We start from the raw sequence: 18,161 nt of genomic DNA, 5'->3' as shown, positions 1-18,161 counted from the left end.
CTCCTACAGGGAGTGCGGCGCCTTTGAGGTGAACCATGACAACAACTACCGCCCAACTGCGGGCCTCGCCCCTGGACGCGCTTCAGCGCTGGCTGCCCAAGCTGGTGCTGGCGCCCAGCATGTTCATCGTCCTGGTGGGCTTCTACGGCTACATCCTCTGGACGTTCGTGCTGTCCTTCACCACCTCGACCTTCCTGCCCACCTACAAATGGGCAGGCCTTGCCCAATACGCCCGGCTGTTCGACAACGACCGCTGGTGGGTGGCAAGCAAGAACCTGCTGGTGTTTGGCGGCCTGTTCATTGCCATCAGCTTGGTTATCGGCGTGCTGCTGGCGGTGCTGCTGGACCAGCGCATACGCCGCGAGGGTTTTATCCGCACCCTTTACCTGTACCCCATGGCACTGTCCATGATCGTGACTGGCACCGCCTGGAAGTGGTTGCTCAACCCCGGCATGGGCCTGGACAAGCTACTGCGCGACTGGGGCTGGGAGGGCTTTCGCCTGGACTGGCTGATCGACCCTGACCGGGTGGTGTACTGCCTGGTGATCGCGGCCGTGTGGCAGGCCTCGGGCTTCATCATGGCGATGTTCCTTGCCGGCCTGCGCGGGGTCGACCCGTCGATCATCCGCGCAGCGCAAATGGATGGCGCCAGCCTGCCGCGCATCTACTGGACCGTGGTGCTGCCTAGCCTGCGCCCGGTGTTTTTCAGTGCACTGATGATCCTTTCGCACATTGCCATCAAGAGTTTCGACTTGGTGGCGGCAATGACGGCCGGTGGCCCGGGTTACTCGTCCGACCTGCCGGCGATGTTCATGTACTCGTTCACCTTCAGCCGCGGCCAGATGGGCATGGGGTCGGCCAGCGCCATCCTGATGCTCGGGGCGATCCTGGCGATCCTCGTGCCTTACCTGTATTCGGAGCTGCGGAGCAAACGCCATGCATAGCCCTGTCGACAAACCAGCGCTCAGCCTGAGCCGCATTGCCATACACGCGGTGTTGCTGATCGCTGTGGTGCTGTACCTGGTGCCGCTGGTGGTGATGCTGCTGACCAGCTTCAAGACCCCCGAAGACATCAGTACCGGCAACCTGCTGAGTTGGCCCGCGGTGATTACCGGCATTGGCTGGGTCAAGGCCTGGGGCACGGTCAGCGGTTACTTCTGGAATTCGATCATGATCACCGTGCCAGCGGTGCTGATCTCCACCATCATCGGTGCGCTGAACGGCTATGTGCTGTCGATGTGGCGTTTTCGTGGCTCGCAGCTGTTTTTCGGCCTGCTGCTGTTCGGCTGCTTCCTGCCGTTCCAGACCGTGCTGCTGCCAGCCTCGTTCACCCTCGGCAAGCTCGGCCTGGCCAGCACCACCAGCGGCCTGGTGTTGGTGCACGTGGTCTACGGCCTGGCCTTCACCACGCTGTTCTTTCGCAACTTCTACGTGAGCATTCCCGATGCGCTGGTCAAGGCCGCGCGCTTGGACGGTGCTGGGTTCTTCACCATCTTCCGCCGCATCATCCTGCCCATGTCGACGCCGATCATCATGGTTTGCTTGATCTGGCAGTTCACCCAGATCTGGAACGACTTCCTGTTCGGCGTGGTGTTCTCCAGTGGCGACTCGCAACCGATCACCGTGGCCCTGAACAACCTGGTCAACACCAGCACCGGGGCCAAGGAATACAACGTAGACATGGCGGCAGCGATGATCGCCGGCCTGCCAACCCTGCTGGTCTACGTGGTGGCAGGCAAATATTTCGTGCGCGGGCTGACAGCCGGCGCGGTCAAGGGGTAAGCCATGGCAACGCTCGAACTTCGCAATGTGAACAAGACTTACGGCAGCGGCCTGCCGGACACCCTCAAGGACATCCAGCTGTCGATCAGGGACGGCGAATTCCTGATCCTGGTCGGCCCTTCGGGCTGCGGCAAGTCCACCTTGATGAACTGCATCGCCGGCCTTGAGCAGATCACCGGTGGCGTGATCCTCATCGACGAGCAGGACGTCAGTGGCATGAGCCCCAAGGACCGCGACATCGCCATGGTGTTCCAGTCCTATGCGCTGTACCCGACCATGAGCGTGCGCGAGAACATCGAGTTTGGTCTGAAAATCCGCAAGCTGCCCCAGGCCGCCATCGACGAGGAAGTGGCGCGGGTGGCCAAGCTGCTGCAGATCGAGCACCTGCTGGCGCGCAAGCCGGCGCAGTTGTCCGGTGGCCAGCAGCAGCGTGTGGCCATGGGGCGGGCGCTGGCGCGGCGGCCGAAGATCTACCTGTTCGATGAACCTTTGTCCAACCTCGACGCCAAGCTGCGGGTCGAGATGCGCACCGAAATGAAGCTGATGCACCAGCGCCTGAAGACCACGACCGTCTACGTCACCCATGACCAGATCGAGGCCATGACCCTGGGCGACAAGGTGGCGGTGATGAAGGACGGCATCATCCAGCAGTTCGGTACCCCGCAGCAGATCTACAACGACCCGGCCAACCAGTTCGTCGCCAGCTTCATTGGTTCGCCGCCAATGAACTTCATACCGGTGCGCCTGGCCAAGCAGGATGGCCGCGTGCTGGCGCTGCTCGACAGTGGCCAGGCACGTTGCGAGCTGCCGTTGGGGTTGGCTGCCGACGAGCTGGACGGTCGCGAGATCATTCTGGGTATCCGCCCTGAGCAGATCGCCCTGGGCACCGCAGAGGGCAATGGCCTGCCGGGCATTCGCGCCGAGGTGCAGGTTACCGAGCCCACCGGGCCGGACCTGTTGGTGTTCGTCACCCTCAACCAGACCAAGGTGTGCTGCCGCCTGGCGCCGGATGTGGCGTGCCGGGTGGGTGACACCCTGAACCTGCAATTCGACCCGGCTCGGGTGCTGCTGTTCGACGCCGAAAGCGGCGAACGCGTGCACCTGGCCAGCACTGGGGCAACCGCAAAGGACAACGTGGCTCACTTCAAAGGCCGTTGAATCGTCTACACCATCAATAAGAAAAAAGAGGACGCAAAGGGATGGAACAGCGCAAACGCATCAGCACATTGGGCTCGCTGGCCTTGCTCGCCGTTGTCGGCAGCGGCGGCGTGCAGGCTGCCGAGGCTTTTTCCAGTGAGTCGAAATGGATGACTGGCGACTGGGGCGGCACCCGTACCGAGCTGCTGGAAAAGGGCTACGACTTCACCCTCGACTATGTCGGCGAGGTAGCCGGCAACCTGCACGGCGGCTACAACGACGACAAGACCGCCCGCTACAGCGACCAGTTCGCCCTCGGCGCGCACCTGGACTTGCAGAAAATACTTGGCTGGCACGATGCCGAGTTCAAGCTGGCGATCACCGAGCGCAGCGGCCGCAACCTGTCCAATGACCGCATCAGCGACCCACGCGCTGGGCAGTTCAGCTCGGTGCAGGAGGTGTGGGGTCGTGGTCAGACCTGGCGCTTGACGCAGATGTGGGTCAAGCAGAAGTACTTCGACGGCGCACTGGACGTCAAATTCGGCCGCTTCGGCGAGGGCGAGGACTTCAACAGCTTCCCTTGCGATTTCCAGAACCTGGCCTTCTGTGGCTCGCAGGTGGGCAACTGGGTCGGCGGCATCTGGTACAACTGGCCGGTCAGCCAGTGGGCGCTGCGGGTGAAATACAACATCACCCCGGAATTCTTCGTGCAGGTCGGCGCTTTCGAGCAGAACCCTTCCAACCTGGAAGCCGGCAACGGCTTCAAGCTCAGCGGCAGTGGTACCAAGGGGGCGATCTTGCCGGTGGAAGCGGTGTGGTCACCCAAGGTCAACGGCCTGCCTGGTGAGTACCGCCTGGGCTACTACTACAGCACGGCCAAGGCCGACGATGTGTTTGACGACGTCAACGGCAACCCGCAGGCGCTCAGCGGCGAGGCCTTCAAGTCGCATTCCAGCAAGCACGGCTGGTGGGTGGTGGCGCAGCAGCAAGTCACCGCTCACGGTGGCGACGTCAACCGTGGCCTGAGCCTGTTCGCCAACTTCACCGTGCACGACAAGGCCACCAACGTGGTCGACAACTACCAGCAGGTGGGGCTGGTCTACAAAGGCGCCTTCGACGCCCGGCCCAAGGATGACATCGGCTTTGGCGTGGCGCGTATTCATGTAAATGACGACGTGAAAAAGCGCGCTGAACTGCTGAACGCCCAGAGTGGCATCAACGATTACGACAACCCAGGCTTCGTGCCGCTGCAGCGCACCGAGTACAACGCCGAGCTCTATTACGGCTTCCACGTCACCAACTGGCTCACCGTGCGGCCCAACCTGCAGTACATCAAAAGCCCCGGCGGGGTAGACCAGGTGGACAACGCGCTGGTCGCAGGTTTGAAGATTCAGTCGTCATTCTGAGGGCATTTGTTGTAAATTTACGCCAATCCATTTTCGGTTCCCGGCACCCACTGGCCTGCAGTGGTTGTCGGGAATAGGCCGAGACAGCGCTATCTCAAACAACAAGAGCTCTGAACCATGCCCGAACATCCGCTCCATCGCTTCTTTTCCTCGCAGCGGCCAAGGCCGACATTCGAGTGGGAGCGTTACCAGCAGCGCGATGTGCTGATCATCGATCATCCCCGTTGCCAGGCAGTATTCAGCCGCCAGGGTGCGCAGTTGCTGCACTTTCAACCGGCCGGTGAGCGGCCGTGGCTGTGGTGCGCCGAGCAGTGGCCGCAGGTAGGGGCGATTCGGGGTGGGGTGCCGGTGTGCTGGCCGTGGTATGGCCGCCACCCCAGCGAAGACCTGTGGCCGGCCCACGGTTGGGCACGCCTGCTGGATTGGAAGCTGGTGGACAGCCGCGAGGACGAGGAAGGCGTGAGCCTGAAATGGCGGCTGGACCTGTGCGACTGGCAGGTCGACCTGCATGCTCGCCTGGGCAGCCGCATGGAACTGAGCCTGAGCACCGAGCATCAAGACAGCGAACCGTGCCAGTTGAGCCATGCGCTGCTGGCCTATTGGCGCATCAGTGACGTGTCCGAGATAGCGCTGTCTGGGCTAGAGGATATCGAAGGCTACGACCGCCTCAACCGCCAGGCCTGCCGTGAGGAGGGTGCGCTGAAGCTCAAGGGCGGCTGCCAGAAGGTCTACCCGAGCACGCCTCGGGTGCAGCTGCAGGACCCGGCGTGGCAGCGCGAGCTGTGCATCGACACGGGTGACAGCGACGACACCGTGGTCTGGCACCCCGGCAACCGCCCGCTGATGGGCGTGAGTGGGCGCGAGAGCCAGCGTTTCGTTTGTGTCGAGGCCGCCAGCGGCAGCGGCGAGGGCCTGAGCCTGGCGCCGGGCCAGCGTGCGCACTTGCGCTTGCAGGCGCACCGGCTCAGTTGAGTTCGTCGTCCTCGATCGGGTAGCGGCTGGCGTTGAGGCTTTCCTTGATCTTGCGCAGGTGCGGCTGGAAGTCCACGCCGCGGCGCAGGGTCATGCCGGTGGCCAGCACATCGAGCACGGTCAGCTGGATGATCCGCGAGGTCATCGGCATGTAGATGTCGGTGTCTTCCGGCAGTGGGATGTGCAGGCTCAGGCTGCAGGCATTGGCCAGTGGCGAGCCTGCGGCGGTCAGGCCCAGCACCGAGGCGCCGTTTTCGCGTGCCAGGCGCGCCACTTCGACCAGTTCGCGGGTGCGCCCGGTGTAGGAAATGATCACGAACAGGTCGCCGGTGTGCGCCACCGAGGCCAGCATGCGCTGCATCAGCACGTCGGCATGGGCTGACACCGCCAGGTTGAAGCGAAAGAACTTGTGCTGCGCATCCAGGGCCACCGGGGCCGAGGCGCCTAGGCCGAAGAAGTGGATCTGTCGGGCCTGGATCATCATGTCCACCGCACGGCTGACCTGCTGCGGGTCCAGTTGCTGGCAAGCGCCGTCGAGCGAGGCGATGGCACTGGCGAAGATCTTCTGGGTGTAGGCTGCCGGGTCATCGTCGGCTTCTACCGCGCGGCTGACATAGGCGGCGCCGCTGGCCAGGCTCTGCGCCAGTTGCAGCTTGAGTTCCGGGTAGCCGCTGACGCCAAACGAGCGGCAGAAGCGGTTGACGGTCGGTTCGCTGACCTTGGCCGCCTGGGCCAGAGCAGCGATGCTGAAACGAGTGGCTTGTTGCGGGTTGAGCAAGATGACTTCGGCGACTTTGCGTTCGGCCTTGTTCAGCTCGTCGAGGCGTCCCTGGATCTGTTCCAGGAGGTTTCGCACGCGGTCCATGGGTGTGTCCTTGGGTCGGGAAGACAGCCGGCTGCGCAAGCAGCAGGCTTTTTGCACGGTCGTCTATCGTACTGTCGGTGCGGTTGGCGTACCACTTGTCTGTAATACTTGTGTGTAATGTTGTGGTTTTTACTACATTATCCCTTGAAAACCGTATGTGAAAGCGGTATTCCTAGACCAACTTTAGGAAAGAACCAACATCATGGCTGCGATCAGTGTCGAACCTTGCACCTTTGCCCTGTTTGGCGCCCTCGGCGACCTGGCATTGCGCAAGCTGTTTCCTGCGCTCTACCAGCTCGACCGGGCCAACTTGCTGCATCCGGACACCCGCCTGCTGGCCTTGGCCCGCGAGGCCGGCAGTGCGCAGGTGCATCTGGACACCATCGAGGCGCACTTGCGCCGGCATGTGCCCGAAGCCGATATCGAGCCTGCTTCGCTGGGGCGCTTCCTTGCCCGGCTGAGCTATCAGCACCTGGACTTCCTTCAGCCCGAGGGCTACCAGGCCCTGGCCGAGCAACTGCCCGGCGAGCAGCCGTTGATCGCTTACTTCGCCACCGCGGCAGTGGTGTACGGGGCCATTTGCGAAAACCTCGACAAGGTCGGGTTGGCCCCGCGCACGCGCGTGGTACTGGAAAAGCCCATCGGCCACGACCTTGAGTCGTCGCGCCGGGTCAACGATGCCGTGGCGCGCTTCTTCCCTGAAAACCGGGTCTACCGCATCGACCACTACCTGGGCAAAGAGACCGTGCAAAACCTCATTGCCCTGCGCTTCGCCAACAGCCTGTTCGAAACCCAGTGGAACCAGAATTCCATCTCCCACGTGGAGATAACCGTCGCGGAAAAGGTCGGTATCGAAGGCCGTTGGGGTTATTTCGACAAGGCCGGCCAGCTGCGCGACATGATTCAGAACCACCTGCTGCAGCTGCTGTGCCTGATCGCCATGGACCCGCCCAGCGAGCTGTCCGCCGATGCCATTCGCGACGAAAAGGTGAAAGTGCTCAAGGCCCTGGCACCGATCACCGGCGACGGCCTGAGCACCCGTGTGGTACGCGGCCAGTACATTGCCGGCTACAGCGAAGGCAAACCGGTGCCTGGTTACCTGGAAGAAGACAACGCCAACGCCCAGAGCGACACCGAAACGTTCGTTGCCCTGCGCGCCGACATCCGCAACTGGCGCTGGTCGGGTGTGCCGTTCTACCTGCGAACCGGCAAGCGCATGCCGCAGAAGCTGTCGCAGATCGTCATCCACTTCAAGGAAACGCCGCACTACATCTTCGCCCCGGAGCAGCGTTTGCAGATCGGTAACAAGCTGATCATCCGCCTGCAACCGGACGAAGGCATTTCTTTACGGGTGATGACCAAGGAGCAAGGCCTGGACAAGGGCATGCAACTGCGCAGTGGCCCTTTGCAATTGAATTTTTCCGACACCTGGCGCAGCGCAAGAATTCCGGATGCCTACGAGCGGCTTTTGCTCGAAGTGATGCGCGGCAACCAGAACCTGTTCGTGCGCAAGGACGAAATCGAGTATGCCTGGAAGTGGTGCGACCAGTTGATCGCCGGCTGGCGTAACGCGGGCGATGCGCCCAAGCCTTACGCTGCGGGCTCCTGGGGGCCGATGAGCTCGATTGCACTGATCACACGCGATGGGAGGGCGTGGTATGGGGATATCTGAACTGAAACTGCCAGCGGCCGTGAAGGCACATAGCCTGGCGGACGCCAAGGCACTGGCTGCAACCCTGGCGCACGACGTGGCCGAACGGCTGCGCGCGGCCATTGCCGCCAAGGGCCAAGCCTGCGTGGTGCTGTCCGGTGGCCGCAGCCCGGTGCCGTTCCTGGAGAACCTGGCCAGCGAAAACCTGGACTGGGCCAAGGTCACCGTCAGCCTGGCCGACGAGCGCTGGGTACCGGTGGAGCATGCTGACAGCAATGCTGGCCTGTTGGCCCGCCACCTGTTGAAGGGCGCGGCGGCCAAGGCCCGCTTCGTTGGCCTGTACCAGCAGGCGGAAAACCTCGATGCCGCTGCGCTCAAGGCCGACCAGGGCTTGGTCGCGCTACCGCCAATCGACGTGCTGGTGCTGGGCATGGGTGACGATGGCCATACCGCCTCGCTGTTTCCGGCCAGCCCCAACCTGGAGGCAGGCCTGGACTTGGCCAGCCCGCGCCGCTGCCTGCCCTTGCTGGCGCCGAGCGTGCCGCACCAGCGCCTGTCGATGACCCGCTCGCTGCTGGCCAGTGCTGGCTTTATCGCGCTGTCCGTGCAAGGCCAGGGCAAACTCGCTACCCTGCGCGCCGCGCTGGCTGGCAACGACCTTACTGAAATGCCGATTCGCGCTTTTCTTCACGACCCCCTGGACATCTACTGGTGCCCATGAGCCAAGGATCCACAGTCATGACCACCCTCGAACGCCCACAGCCCAAGCTCTCGATGGCTGATAAAGCCGCGCGGATCGACGCCATTTGCGAAAAGGCGCGCATCCTGCCGGTCATCACCATCGCCCGTGAGGAAGACATCCTGCCGCTGGCTGATGCCCTGGCCGCTGGCGGCATCCGTACCCTGGAAGTGACCCTGCGCTCGCAGCATGGCCTGAAGGCCATCCAGGTGCTGCGTGAACAGCGCCCGGAGTTGTGCGTAGGCGCCGGCACCGTGCTTGATCGCAGTATGTTCGCCGCCGTCGAGGCTGCCGGCGCGCAGTTCGTCGTTACACCGGGCATTACCCAGGACATTCTGCAAGCGGGCGTGGACAGTGAAATTCCGCTGCTGCCAGGCATCAGCACGCCATCCGAAATCATGATGGGTTACGCCCTGGGCTACCGTCGCTTCAAGTTGTTCCCGGCGGAAATCAGCGGCGGTGTGGCGGCAATCAAGGCCTTTGGCGGCCCGTTCGGTGATATTCGCTTCTGCCCCACGGGCGGCGTGAACCCGGCCAATGTGCGCAACTACATGGCACTGCCCAATGTGATGTGCGTGGGTGGCACCTGGATGCTCGACAGCAGCTGGATCAAGAACGGCGACTGGGCGCGGATTGAGGCGTGCAGTGCGGAGGCGATGGCGCTGCTGGACGCCAACTGAATTTGTTGTGTGCTTTACGGCTTATGGGGCGCTTGGTCGGCGCCCCTTTTTTTTGTCCGGTTTTTTTGCAGTGCCTGTGCTGGCCCTTTCGCGGGCACAGGCAATAAAAAAGCCCGCATCAAACGATGCGGGCTTTCTCATGCTTGCCGTAGGGCTCAGGCCGCCTTGGCCTCCTGCTGGCTCAGCGAGCGGTTCAGCGCGCTGAACAGTGCCTTGAAGCTGGCGGTGGTGATGTTTTCATCGATGCCTACGCCATGTACCGGGCGGCCACCGGCCACGCGCAGTTCAATGTAGGCCGCTGCCTTGGCATTGGTGCCCGCACCAATGGCGTGCTCGTTGTAGTCCATGATCTCCACGGCAATCGGCAAGCCAGCCACCAGTGCTTCCAGGGCGCCATTGCCCTTGCCGCGCCAGTGCAGGGTGGTTTCGCCTTCACCGGCCACTTCCACTTCCACGGCGCTGTGGCCGTTTTCTTCCTGCAGGCGATGGCTGACCAATGCGTATGGCGCGTTGGCCTGGAGGTATTCCTTGTGCAGCAGGCTGTAGATTTGCTGGGCGGTCATTTCCAGGCCAAGGCGGTCGGTTTCACCTTGCACCACTTGGCTGAACTCGATTTGCATGCGGCGCGGCAGGCTGATGCCATATTCCTGTTCGAGCAGGTAGGTGATGCCGCCTTTGCCCGACTGGCTGTTGACGCGAATCACCGCCTCGTAGCTGCGGCCGATGTCGGCCGGGTCGATCGGCAGGTACGGCACTTCCCACCGTTCGCCTTCCTGCTGCTTGGCGAAGCCCTTGCGGATGGCATCCTGGTGCGAGCCGGAGAACGCGGTGTGGACCAGGTCGCCAACATACGGGTGGCGAGGGTGCACTGGCAGCTGGTTGCACTCTTCGACCACCTTGCGCACGCCGTCGATGTCGGAGAAGTCCAGCTGCGGGTCGATGCCCTGGGTGTAGAGGTTCAGTGCCAAGGTCACCAGGTCGACGTTACCGGTACGCTCGCCGTTGCCGAACAGGCAGCCTTCGGCGCGGTCGGCACCGGCCATCAGGCCCAGCTCGGTGGCTGCGATGCCGGTGCCACGGTCGTTGTGGCAGTGCAGGCTGATGATCACGCTGTCGCGGCGGCTGACGTTGCGGCAGAACCACTCGATCTGGTCGGCGTAGATGTTTGGCGTGGACACTTCCACGGTGGCCGGCAGGTTGAGGATGATCTTGTGTTCAGGTGTTGGGTTCCACACCTCGATGACCGCGTCGCAGACTTCCTTGGCGAATTCCATTTCGGTGGCGCTGAAGGTTTCTGGCGAGTACTGGAAGGTCCAGTGGGTTTCTGGCTGCTGGGCAGCGTATTTGACGAACAGCTTGGCCGCGTTCACCGCGATGTCCTTCACGCCTTGTTTGTCCTGATTGAAGACGATGCGGCGGAACGACGGGCTGGTGGCGTTGTACAGGTGGACGATGGCTTTCTTGGCACCGCGCAGCGACTCGAAGGTGCGGGCGATCAGGTCTTCACGGGCTTGGGTGAGCACCTGGATGGTGGTGTCGTCCGGGATGTGGCCGTCCTGGATCAGGGTGCGCACGAAGTCGAAATCGGTCTGCGAGGCAGACGGGAACGAGGCTTCGATTTCCTTCACGCCCACCTGCACCAAGGTCTTCCAGAAGCGCAGTTTCTTCTCCGAATCCATCGGCTCGATCAGCGACTGGTTGCCATCACGCAGGTCGGAGCTGCACCAGATAGGTGCTTCGGTGATGGTCTTCGACGGCCAGGTGCGGTCAGGCAGGTCGATGGTCGGGAAAGCGCGGTACTTCTTCGAAGGGTCTTTGAGCATGGTCATGGAAGCAATCCTTTTGTGTGCGGCCGAGATCGGGCCTGCCGAGCAATAACGAGATGAGGAGGCGAGGCGACGCGATTCAGCCTGGTAGTCGGGCGCTGACCAGGCAGAGGCTGCGATGTTGTCGGAGCAGGATGAGGGTGCTGAAGGTTTTCATGCCTTCAAACTTAACCAGTGGGGTGGGGGATGGCAAGTGTTCGGGGAAAATTGAGAGAAATGCTTAAAAAAAGCTGCTTGGCGAGATTTTATAGCTGGATTTTGTTAAGTGCTTCTGGATGCTTGCGTAGTATTTTTCGAAGGCGCAACCCAGAGGTTTTGCTGCAGACCTGTGCCAGCCCTATCGCGGGTAAACCCGCGATAGGGCTGGCACAGGTCTCAGGGTTGGAACGCGCCAATGAAAATCGCCGGGTCCACCCGCGCATCATTCAGGCTGACGTTCCAGTGCATGTGCGGCCCGGTTGCCCGTCCGGTCGAACCTACGCGCCCGACCACCTCGCCCCGGCGCAGTTGCTGCCCCACCTGCACGTCGATCTTCGACATGTGGCAGAACATGCTGATAAAGCCCTGCCCATGGTCGACGAATACCGTGCGGCCATTGAAGAAGTAATCCCCCACCAGGATCACCTTGCCATTGGCCGGGGTCTTGATCGGCGTGCCCGCAGGCACCGCGAAGTCCAGCCCGGCATGCGGGTTGCGTTCTTCACCGTTGAAGAAACGGCGCACGCCGAACTTGCTCGACAGCGGGCCGTTGACCGGCTTGTCGAGGATCAGGTTACTCGGCAGGTTCGGGCTGAAGCTGCGGTAGGCCTTGATCTGCTCGGCCAGCTCGCGGTCGATGCGCTTGAGGTCGGCCGGGTTCGGGTTGACCTGGCGGGTGTTCTTCAGGGTAATGCGCTGCTCAGGGTACTTTTTACTGCCGACGCTGAAAGGCAGGGAGCGCCCGCCTTGGTTCAGCATTGCGGTGCCGGGCTTCTGGGTCAGCGGGATGCCGACGATGGCCAGCCAGTTGTCCTGTTCCTTCACCACCAGCACCGGCTTGCCGTCGAAACGGGCACTGGGCGCGCTGGCGGCGGGGCCCAGGTCGACCACTGCCACGCCGCCCGGGACCGGTTTGTTCAGGGTGCGGGTGATGTAGCTGGCCTGGGCGCCGCCAGCCAGCAGCAGCAGGGAAAGGGCAAGCAGGGGCGCGAACAGGCGGGGCATGTGTCAGTCCAGTAGTGAGAGGGTGACCGGGGTCTGGTGGTTGTCTTCGACCCGCACCAGCAGCTCGCCTTCGTTCAGGCGGGCGGTGAGGCGCTGGCCATTGCGGGTTTGTTCGGCGCTGCGAATGGCCTGGCCCTGGTCGTCCAGCAGGATGCTGTAGCCGCGGGCGAGGGTGGCCAGCGGGCTGACCACCTGCAGGGTTTGCAGTTGGGCCTGGAAGCGTTGGCGACGGTCTTTCAACACATCGCGCATGGCCCGTGGCAGGCGCTCGGCCAGGCTGTCCAGGCGTTGTTTCAACAGCTTCAGGTTACGCCCCGGGTGCTGCGCGGCCAGGCGGGTGTCCAGGCGCGCCAGGCGTTCGCGGCGCTGGTTGAGGTTGAGCATGAAGGCGCGACGCAGGCGCATGTCCAGGTCGTCCAGGCGCTGTGCCTGCTGACGCAAGCGCTCGCCTGGGTGGCGCAGGCGCCGGGTCAGTGACTCCAGGCGCAGGCGGTCGTGGGTCAGGCGGTTCTGCATGCGCAGCAGCAGGCGCCGCTGCAGGCCATCCAGGCGTTGCTGCAGGCCGCTGTTGTCGGGGGCCAGCAGCTCGGCGGCGGCAGACGGGGTGGGCGCGCGCATGTCGGCGACGAAGTCGCTGATCGATACGTCGGTTTCATGGCCCACGGCGCTGACTATCGGGGTGACGCAGGCGGCCACGGCACGCGCCACGGCTTCTTCGTTGAAGCACCACAGGTCCTCCAGCGAGCCGCCACCACGGGCCAGGATCAGTGCATCGAAGCCAAGGCTGTCGGCCAGGCGAATGGCGCGCACGATCTGCGCGATGGCTTCGCGGCCTTGTACTGCCGTAGGAATCAGGTTCAGTTCCACCTGCGGGGCGCGGCGGCCGAACACGCTGATGATGTCGCGGATCACAGCGCCCGTGGGCGAGGTGATGATGCCGATGCGTTGCGGGTGGGCTGGCAGCGGCTTCTTGCGTTCGGTGTTGAACAGCCCCTCGGCACCGAGCTTTTCCTTCAGCGCCTCGAAGGCCAGCCGCAAGGCACCATCGCCGGCCGGCTCGACGGTGTCGAGAATCAGCTGGTAGTCGCCACGCCCCTCGAACAGCGAAACCTTGCCGCGCACCCGCACCGCCAGGCCGTCGCGCAGGGCTTGGCGCACCCGTGTGGCGTTCTGTCGGAACAACGCACAACGCACCTGGGCGCCACTGTCCTTGAGGGTGAAGTACATGTGGCCGGACGCCGGGCGGGCGAGGTTGGAGATTTCGCCTTCCACCCAGACGCTGCGGAACACGTCTTCCAGCAGCACGCGGGCGCGGCCATTGAGTTGGCTGACGGTAAGGACCTCGCGGTCCAGGCCGAGTCGTTCGAAGGGGTCTTTGATCATGGCAGGCATCATAAAGGACATCAGCCCCGGTTGTCTGTCCCGGCCCTGTCACCGCATCTGTGGTCGGACCTGTCGCGGTCGCAGCTTCAAGCCTGCATCGTCGTTACGAACTGCCGCACCATCTGCCCCGCATCGCGTCGACAGGCCAGCGCCACTGTGCTCTGGCAGTCACCCTCCAGCGCCACGAAGCTGACCGACGCCGGCGCGATTTCGCGCATGCACGCTGGCAACAGCGCCACCCCAAACCCCGCTTGAATCAGCTGCAACTGCGTCGTCTTGCGTGACAACACCTGCGCCGCCTGCGGGAAGAAGCCAGCGTCCATGCACAACGAGGCCGACAGATAGCTCAAGCCGCCGCGATCTCGGTGCGGGATGGAAATGAAGCGTTCTTCCCGCAGTCGCTCCAACTGAACTTGCTGGGCGTTGGCCAAGGGATGCCCAGCGGCGACCGCCAGCAGCAAGGGCTCGCGGAACAGTTCATGCAGCACCACACCTTTATGCTGGCGCAGCACCGGCAAACGCAGCAGGCCGATATCCAACCGCCCGCCAGCAATATCTTCCAGCTGTGCCTCCGACGATTGCTGTGCAATCTCCAGTGAAACCCCGGGGTTGTCCTTCAGGTAGTTGCCCAGGCGACCCAGCAACGGGCCTGTCACCGGTACGGTGCTGGAATGGTTCAGGCGCAGGCTGCCTTTCAGCCCGTCGCCGATGTCGCGGGTAACCCGCTCGGCCTGTGCCAGGTCGGCCAGCAAGCGGCGGGCCCGCTCCAGAAATGCCTGCCCGGCCAGTGTCAGGCGTGGCAGGCGCGCGGTGCGCTCGAACAGCGGCGTGCCCAGTTGCTGTTCCAACGCCGTGATCTGCCGGCTCAGTGCCGACTGGGCGATGTACAACCGCTCGGCGGCACCGCTGAAGCTGCCGCATTCGGCGATTTCCACGAAGTAACGCAACTGGCGGATCGACGTCATGTCATGCCTTTTCGAGATGGTTGTGGCGATAAAGGCATATTAGTCGGCATGACTCATCGCTGGCTAACCTTTGCCTGTCTTCCCAGGAACTGCCGCCATGCTTGCTCAATTGTCGTTTTCCGGCCTTGATTGGCTACCCATTCTGCTGGGTGTCGGTGTTGCCTACATCGTCTTCGGCATCGCCGGCTTTGGCACCGCGCTGGTGGCCGGCCCGGTGTTGATCCACTTCATGCCTTTGTCTCGCATCATCCCGCTGCTGGTGTTGCTGGACTTCGTCGCCGCCTTCGGCAACCTGCTGCCGTCGCGCCGGGATGTAGTGCGCGGCGAGTTGCTGCGGCTGCTGCCGTTCATGGCCCTGGGTTGCACGTTGGGCGTGGTGTTCCTGCTGCAGTTGAAGTCCGACCTCTTGTTGCTGTTGATGGGGGTGTTCGTGACCGCCTATGCGCTGTACGGGCTGGCAGTCAAAGTGCGGCCGGCCAGTCTGTCGGGCTTGTGGGCGGTGCCGATGGGGACGGCAGGCGGGTTGTTCGGGGCCTTGTTCGGTAGCGGCGGGTTTCTTTACGCCCTTTACCTGAGCGCGCGGCTGGAAGTCAAAGAGCAGGTGCGTGCCACCCAAAGCGCGCTCATCAGTTGCAGCACGGTAGTGCGCTTGACGCTGTTCCTGATTGCCGGCGTTTATGCTGACCAAAGCCTGCTGCTGCTCGCCGCCTGCTTGCTGCCAGTGATGTTCGTCGGGCTCTGGGTGGGGCGCAGGTTGACCAATCGGCTGTCCCGTGAAGCTTTCGTGCGCCTGGTCACCTGGTTGGTGCTAGCCAGCGGCCTGGCGTTGATCGGTCGCTACCTGAGCGCCTGAGCGGTAGAATTGCGCCATTACCGCAGTCTTTCAGGCTTGACCCGTTCATGAACACCCAGAGCATCATCGTTCCCAAACTGTCTACTGTCCCGGTGCACGAAGCCCGTGCCCGCGCCATCCTGCGTTGGCTGGTGCGCGAAAAGGTGGTCGAGGAACAGCTGACCACCTGTGGCCGCACCGGCAACCGCATGGGCCATGCCCTGGCGGCCGGGGCGCGCAAGGTGGCCCTGCACCCGGAAAAACTGCCTTTCGGCGCGCAGGCCAACGGCCTGGAAGTGATGCTCAAGCGCTGCATCTATACCCCCACCGAGGGCTTCCTCGAAGAAGCCGGTTGCCCGGAGTGCCGGCGCGAGGTGGGCGAGCCGCTGTTCGAAAGCCTGGAAGAGTGGATGCCGGGAGTGAGCGATAACTTCACGTGCCCGCTGTGCGGCTTCGAAGATGACATCAATGGCTTCATTTACCTGCAGCCATGTGCCTTTTCCAACCTGGGGTTCATCTTCAACAACTGGGGCGAGGCCGGGTTCACCCAGGCCTTTCTCGACAGCTTCGCCGACTGGCTCGACCAGCCGGTGGCCGTGGTACAGGTAAAACTGCCACAAGGCTGACCGAAGGCCCTTATTTTGCATTGAGCGGCGCGCCGTGCATGAGTATAATGGCGCGCTTCCATTTTTCCCGCCCGGGAGCCCCCGCGATGCTGCGTATCAGCCAAGAAGCCCTGACCTTCGACGATATCCTCCTTGTACCTGGTTATTCCGAGGTACTGCCTAATGAAGTCAGTCTCAAGACCCGTTTGACCCGTGGCATCGAGCTGAACATTCCGCTGGTTTCCGCCGCCATGGATACCGTGACCGAAGCGCGTCTGGCCATTGCCATGGCCCAGGAAGGCGGCATCGGCATCATCCACAAGAACATGACCATCGAACAGCAGGCCGGCGAAGTACGCAAGGTCAAGAAGTTCGAGGCTGGCGTGGTCAAGGACCCGATCACCATCGAGGCCGACGCCACCGTGCGCGACCTGTTCGACCTGACCCGCCTGAACAACATCTCCGGCGTTCCGGTACTGGCGAATGGCGACCTGGTCGGCATCGTCACCTCCCGTGACGTACGCTTCGAAACCCGCCTGGACGCCAAGGTCCGCGACGTGATGACGCCCAAAGAGCGTCTGGTCACTGTCCGCGAAGGCGCCGACAAGAACGAAGTCCGTGAGCTGCTGCACAAGCACCGCCTGGAAAAAGTCCTGATCGTTGACGACAAGTTCAACCTCAAGGGCATGATGACCGTCAAGGACATCGAAAAGGCCAAGGCCTACCCGCTGGCCAGCAAGGACGACCAAGGTCGCCTGCGTGTCGGCGCCGCCGTCGGCACCGGCAAGGACACCGGCGAGCGTGTTGCTGCCCTGGTAGCCGCAGGCGTTGACGTGGTGGTGGTCGACACCGCCCACGGCCACTCCAAAGGCGTGATCGACCGCGTGCGCTGGGTGAAAGAAACCTACCCGCAAGTGCAGGTGATCGGCGGCAACATCGCCACTGGCGCTGCTGCCAAGGCCCTGGCCGAAGCGGGCGCTGATGCCGTCAAGGTCGGTATCGGCCCGGGCTCCATCTGCACCACCCGTATCGTTGCCGGTGTCGGCGTGCCGCAAATCAGCGCCATCGCCAACGTCGCAGCCGCACTGGAAGGCACTGGCGTGCCATTGATCGCCGACGGCGGCATCCGCTTCTCCGGTGACCTGTCCAAGGCCATCGTTGCCGGTGCTTCCTGCGTGATGATGGGTTCGATGTTCGCCGGTACCGAAGAGGCACCAGGCGAAGTCGAACTGTTCCAGGGCCGTTCCTACAAGGCCTACCGCGGCATGGGCTCGCTGGGTGCCATGGCACAGGCGCAAGGGTCGTCCGACCGTTACTTCCAGGACTCCTCGGCCGGCGCCGAGAAGCTTGTTCCTGAGGGGATCGAAGGCCGCGTTCCTTACAAAGGCGCCCTGGCCGCGATCATCCACCAGCTGATGGGCGGCCTGCGTTCGTCCATGGGCTACACCGGCAGCGCAACCATCGAAGAGATGCGCACCAAGCCGGAATTCGTGCGCATCACCGGTGCCGGCATGGCCGAGTCGCACGTGCATGACGTGCAGATCACCAAAGAAGCCCCTAACTACCGCGTAGGCTGAGGCTTCCAGCTACAACCTAAAGCGGGGCTGTCACGACAGCCCCGCGTCGTTTCCGATTTCCACTGACGAGATTGAGTCATGGCCCTCGACATTCACGCTCACCGCATCCTGATCCTCGATTTCGGTTCCCAGTACACCCAGCTGATCGCCCGCCGTGTGCGCGAAATCGGCGTGTACTGCGAACTGCACCCGTTCGACATGGACGATGAAGCGATCCGCGAATTCAACCCGCGCGGCATCATCCTCGCCGGCGGCCCCGAGTCGGTTCACGAAGCCAACAGCCCGCGCGCGCCGCAGGCCGTGTTCGACCTGAACGTACCCGTGCTGGGCATCTGCTACGGCATGCAGACCATGGCCGAGCAAATGGGCGGCAAGGTCGAAGGTTCCGACCTGCGTGAGTTCGGTTATGCCCGCGTGGACGTGGTCGGCAAGAGCCGCCTGCTCGACGGCATCGAAGACCACGTTGACGACGACGGCGTGCTGGGCCTGGACGTGTGGATGAGCCACGGCGACAAGGTCACCCAGATGCCGGGCAACT

17 protein-coding genes are annotated in these 18,161 nt (G+C 63.1%); 12 read left to right on the top strand and 5 right to left on the bottom strand.

Annotated features, from left to right (window positions below; all coding sequences use genetic code 11):
- The first annotated feature begins 35 nt into the window (after nucleotides 1-35).
- The 5 genes from APH42_RS25175 to APH42_RS25155 all read left to right on the top strand — a co-directional run bounded on the left by APH42_RS25175 (nucleotide 36) and on the right by APH42_RS25155 (nucleotide 5,297).
- Complete coding sequence (locus APH42_RS25175; protein ID WP_012270708.1) at nucleotides 36-944, top strand: carbohydrate ABC transporter permease; 909 nt, start codon at nucleotides 36-38, stop codon at nucleotides 942-944.
- The gene (locus tag APH42_RS25170; protein ID WP_012270709.1) at nucleotides 937-1,782 is read left to right on the top strand and encodes a carbohydrate ABC transporter permease; all 846 of its coding nucleotides are present in this window, start codon (nucleotides 937-939) and stop codon (nucleotides 1,780-1,782) included. Before APH42_RS25175 ends, APH42_RS25170 begins: the two co-directional genes overlap by 8 nt.
- Before the next feature lie 3 nt (nucleotides 1,783-1,785).
- Nucleotides 1,786-2,940 carry an ABC transporter ATP-binding protein gene (locus APH42_RS25165; RefSeq protein WP_060494482.1) on the top strand — a complete coding sequence of 385 codons (1,155 nt, stop codon included), beginning with the start codon at nucleotides 1,786-1,788 and terminating at the stop codon, nucleotides 2,938-2,940.
- Between the two features lie 41 nt (nucleotides 2,941-2,981).
- Complete coding sequence (locus tag APH42_RS25160; protein WP_060494481.1) at nucleotides 2,982-4,325, top strand: carbohydrate porin; 1,344 nt, start codon at nucleotides 2,982-2,984, stop codon at nucleotides 4,323-4,325.
- A 117-nt stretch (nucleotides 4,326-4,442) separates the two neighbouring features.
- Nucleotides 4,443-5,297 carry a D-hexose-6-phosphate mutarotase gene (locus APH42_RS25155; protein ID WP_060494480.1) on the top strand — a complete coding sequence of 285 codons (855 nt, stop codon included), beginning with the start codon at nucleotides 4,443-4,445 and terminating at the stop codon, nucleotides 5,295-5,297.
- Here APH42_RS25155 and hexR read toward each other — a convergent pair.
- Entirely contained in the window at nucleotides 5,290-6,153 is an 864-nt protein-coding gene (gene hexR, locus APH42_RS25150; protein ID WP_169725179.1) for a DNA-binding transcriptional regulator HexR, read from the bottom strand. The two genes, APH42_RS25155 and hexR, sit on opposite strands and share 8 nt — an antisense overlap.
- A gap of 211 nt (nucleotides 6,154-6,364) precedes the next feature.
- On the opposite strand from hexR, the gene zwf reads away from it, so the two are divergent.
- Genes zwf through APH42_RS25135 form a run of 3 tightly spaced genes read left to right on the top strand, consistent with a single transcriptional unit; the run spans nucleotide 6,365 to nucleotide 9,232 of the window.
- Nucleotides 6,365-7,834: a glucose-6-phosphate dehydrogenase gene (gene zwf / locus APH42_RS25145; protein WP_012270714.1), complete on the top strand. Its 1,470-nt coding sequence runs from the start codon at nucleotides 6,365-6,367 to the stop codon at nucleotides 7,832-7,834.
- On the top strand, nucleotides 7,821-8,534 hold the full coding sequence (gene pgl, locus APH42_RS25140; protein ID WP_060494479.1) for a 6-phosphogluconolactonase: 714 nt from the start codon (nucleotides 7,821-7,823) through the stop codon (nucleotides 8,532-8,534). The genes zwf and pgl overlap by 14 nt, the downstream gene beginning before the upstream one ends.
- A gap of 17 nt (nucleotides 8,535-8,551) precedes the next feature.
- Complete coding sequence (locus tag APH42_RS25135; RefSeq protein ID WP_012270716.1) at nucleotides 8,552-9,232, top strand: bifunctional 4-hydroxy-2-oxoglutarate aldolase/2-dehydro-3-deoxy-phosphogluconate aldolase; 681 nt, start codon at nucleotides 8,552-8,554, stop codon at nucleotides 9,230-9,232.
- Between the two features lie 155 nt (nucleotides 9,233-9,387).
- Here the strand turns inward: APH42_RS25135 and leuA are convergent, their stop codons facing one another.
- The 4 genes from leuA to APH42_RS25115 form a co-directional block, all read right to left on the bottom strand.
- A complete protein-coding gene (gene leuA / locus APH42_RS25130) occupies nucleotides 9,388-11,061 on the bottom strand; it encodes a 2-isopropylmalate synthase (protein WP_012270717.1) in 1,674 nt (557 codons plus the stop codon).
- Between the two features lie 372 nt (nucleotides 11,062-11,433).
- Nucleotides 11,434-12,261 carry a M23 family metallopeptidase gene (locus APH42_RS25125; RefSeq protein WP_060494478.1) on the bottom strand — a complete coding sequence of 276 codons (828 nt, stop codon included), beginning with the start codon at nucleotides 12,259-12,261 and terminating at the stop codon, nucleotides 11,434-11,436.
- Between the two features lie 3 nt (nucleotides 12,262-12,264).
- On the bottom strand, nucleotides 12,265-13,644 hold the full coding sequence (gene xseA, locus APH42_RS25120) for an exodeoxyribonuclease VII large subunit (protein WP_060494477.1): 1,380 nt from the start codon (nucleotides 13,642-13,644) through the stop codon (nucleotides 12,265-12,267).
- Between the two features lie 86 nt (nucleotides 13,645-13,730).
- Nucleotides 13,731-14,609: a LysR family transcriptional regulator gene (locus APH42_RS25115; protein ID WP_060494476.1), complete on the bottom strand. Its 879-nt coding sequence runs from the start codon at nucleotides 14,607-14,609 to the stop codon at nucleotides 13,731-13,733.
- A gap of 97 nt (nucleotides 14,610-14,706) precedes the next feature.
- Between APH42_RS25115 and APH42_RS25110 the strand changes: the two genes are divergently transcribed.
- The 4 genes from APH42_RS25110 to guaA all read left to right on the top strand — a co-directional run.
- On the top strand, nucleotides 14,707-15,462 hold the full coding sequence (locus APH42_RS25110; RefSeq protein WP_012270721.1) for a sulfite exporter TauE/SafE family protein: 756 nt from the start codon (nucleotides 14,707-14,709) through the stop codon (nucleotides 15,460-15,462).
- Nucleotides 15,463-15,509: 47 nt separating this feature from the next.
- Nucleotides 15,510-16,067, top strand: coding sequence for a hypothetical protein (locus APH42_RS25105; protein ID WP_012270722.1), 558 nt, complete (start codon nucleotides 15,510-15,512; stop codon nucleotides 16,065-16,067).
- 86 nt (nucleotides 16,068-16,153) lie between these two features.
- Nucleotides 16,154-17,623: an IMP dehydrogenase gene (gene guaB, locus APH42_RS25100; protein ID WP_012270723.1), complete on the top strand. Its 1,470-nt coding sequence runs from the start codon at nucleotides 16,154-16,156 to the stop codon at nucleotides 17,621-17,623.
- A gap of 78 nt (nucleotides 17,624-17,701) precedes the next feature.
- Nucleotides 17,702-18,161, top strand: a 460-nt coding sequence (gene guaA, locus APH42_RS25095; RefSeq protein ID WP_156352899.1) for a glutamine-hydrolyzing GMP synthase, incomplete at its 3' end; no start/stop codon positions are given.

The sequence above is a fragment of the Pseudomonas sp. NBRC 111140 genome (genome assembly GCF_001320885.1).
Taxonomy (GTDB): domain Bacteria; phylum Pseudomonadota; class Gammaproteobacteria; order Pseudomonadales; family Pseudomonadaceae; genus Aquipseudomonas; species Aquipseudomonas putida_P.
This window is presented reverse-complemented; position numbering and strand designations above follow the sequence as displayed.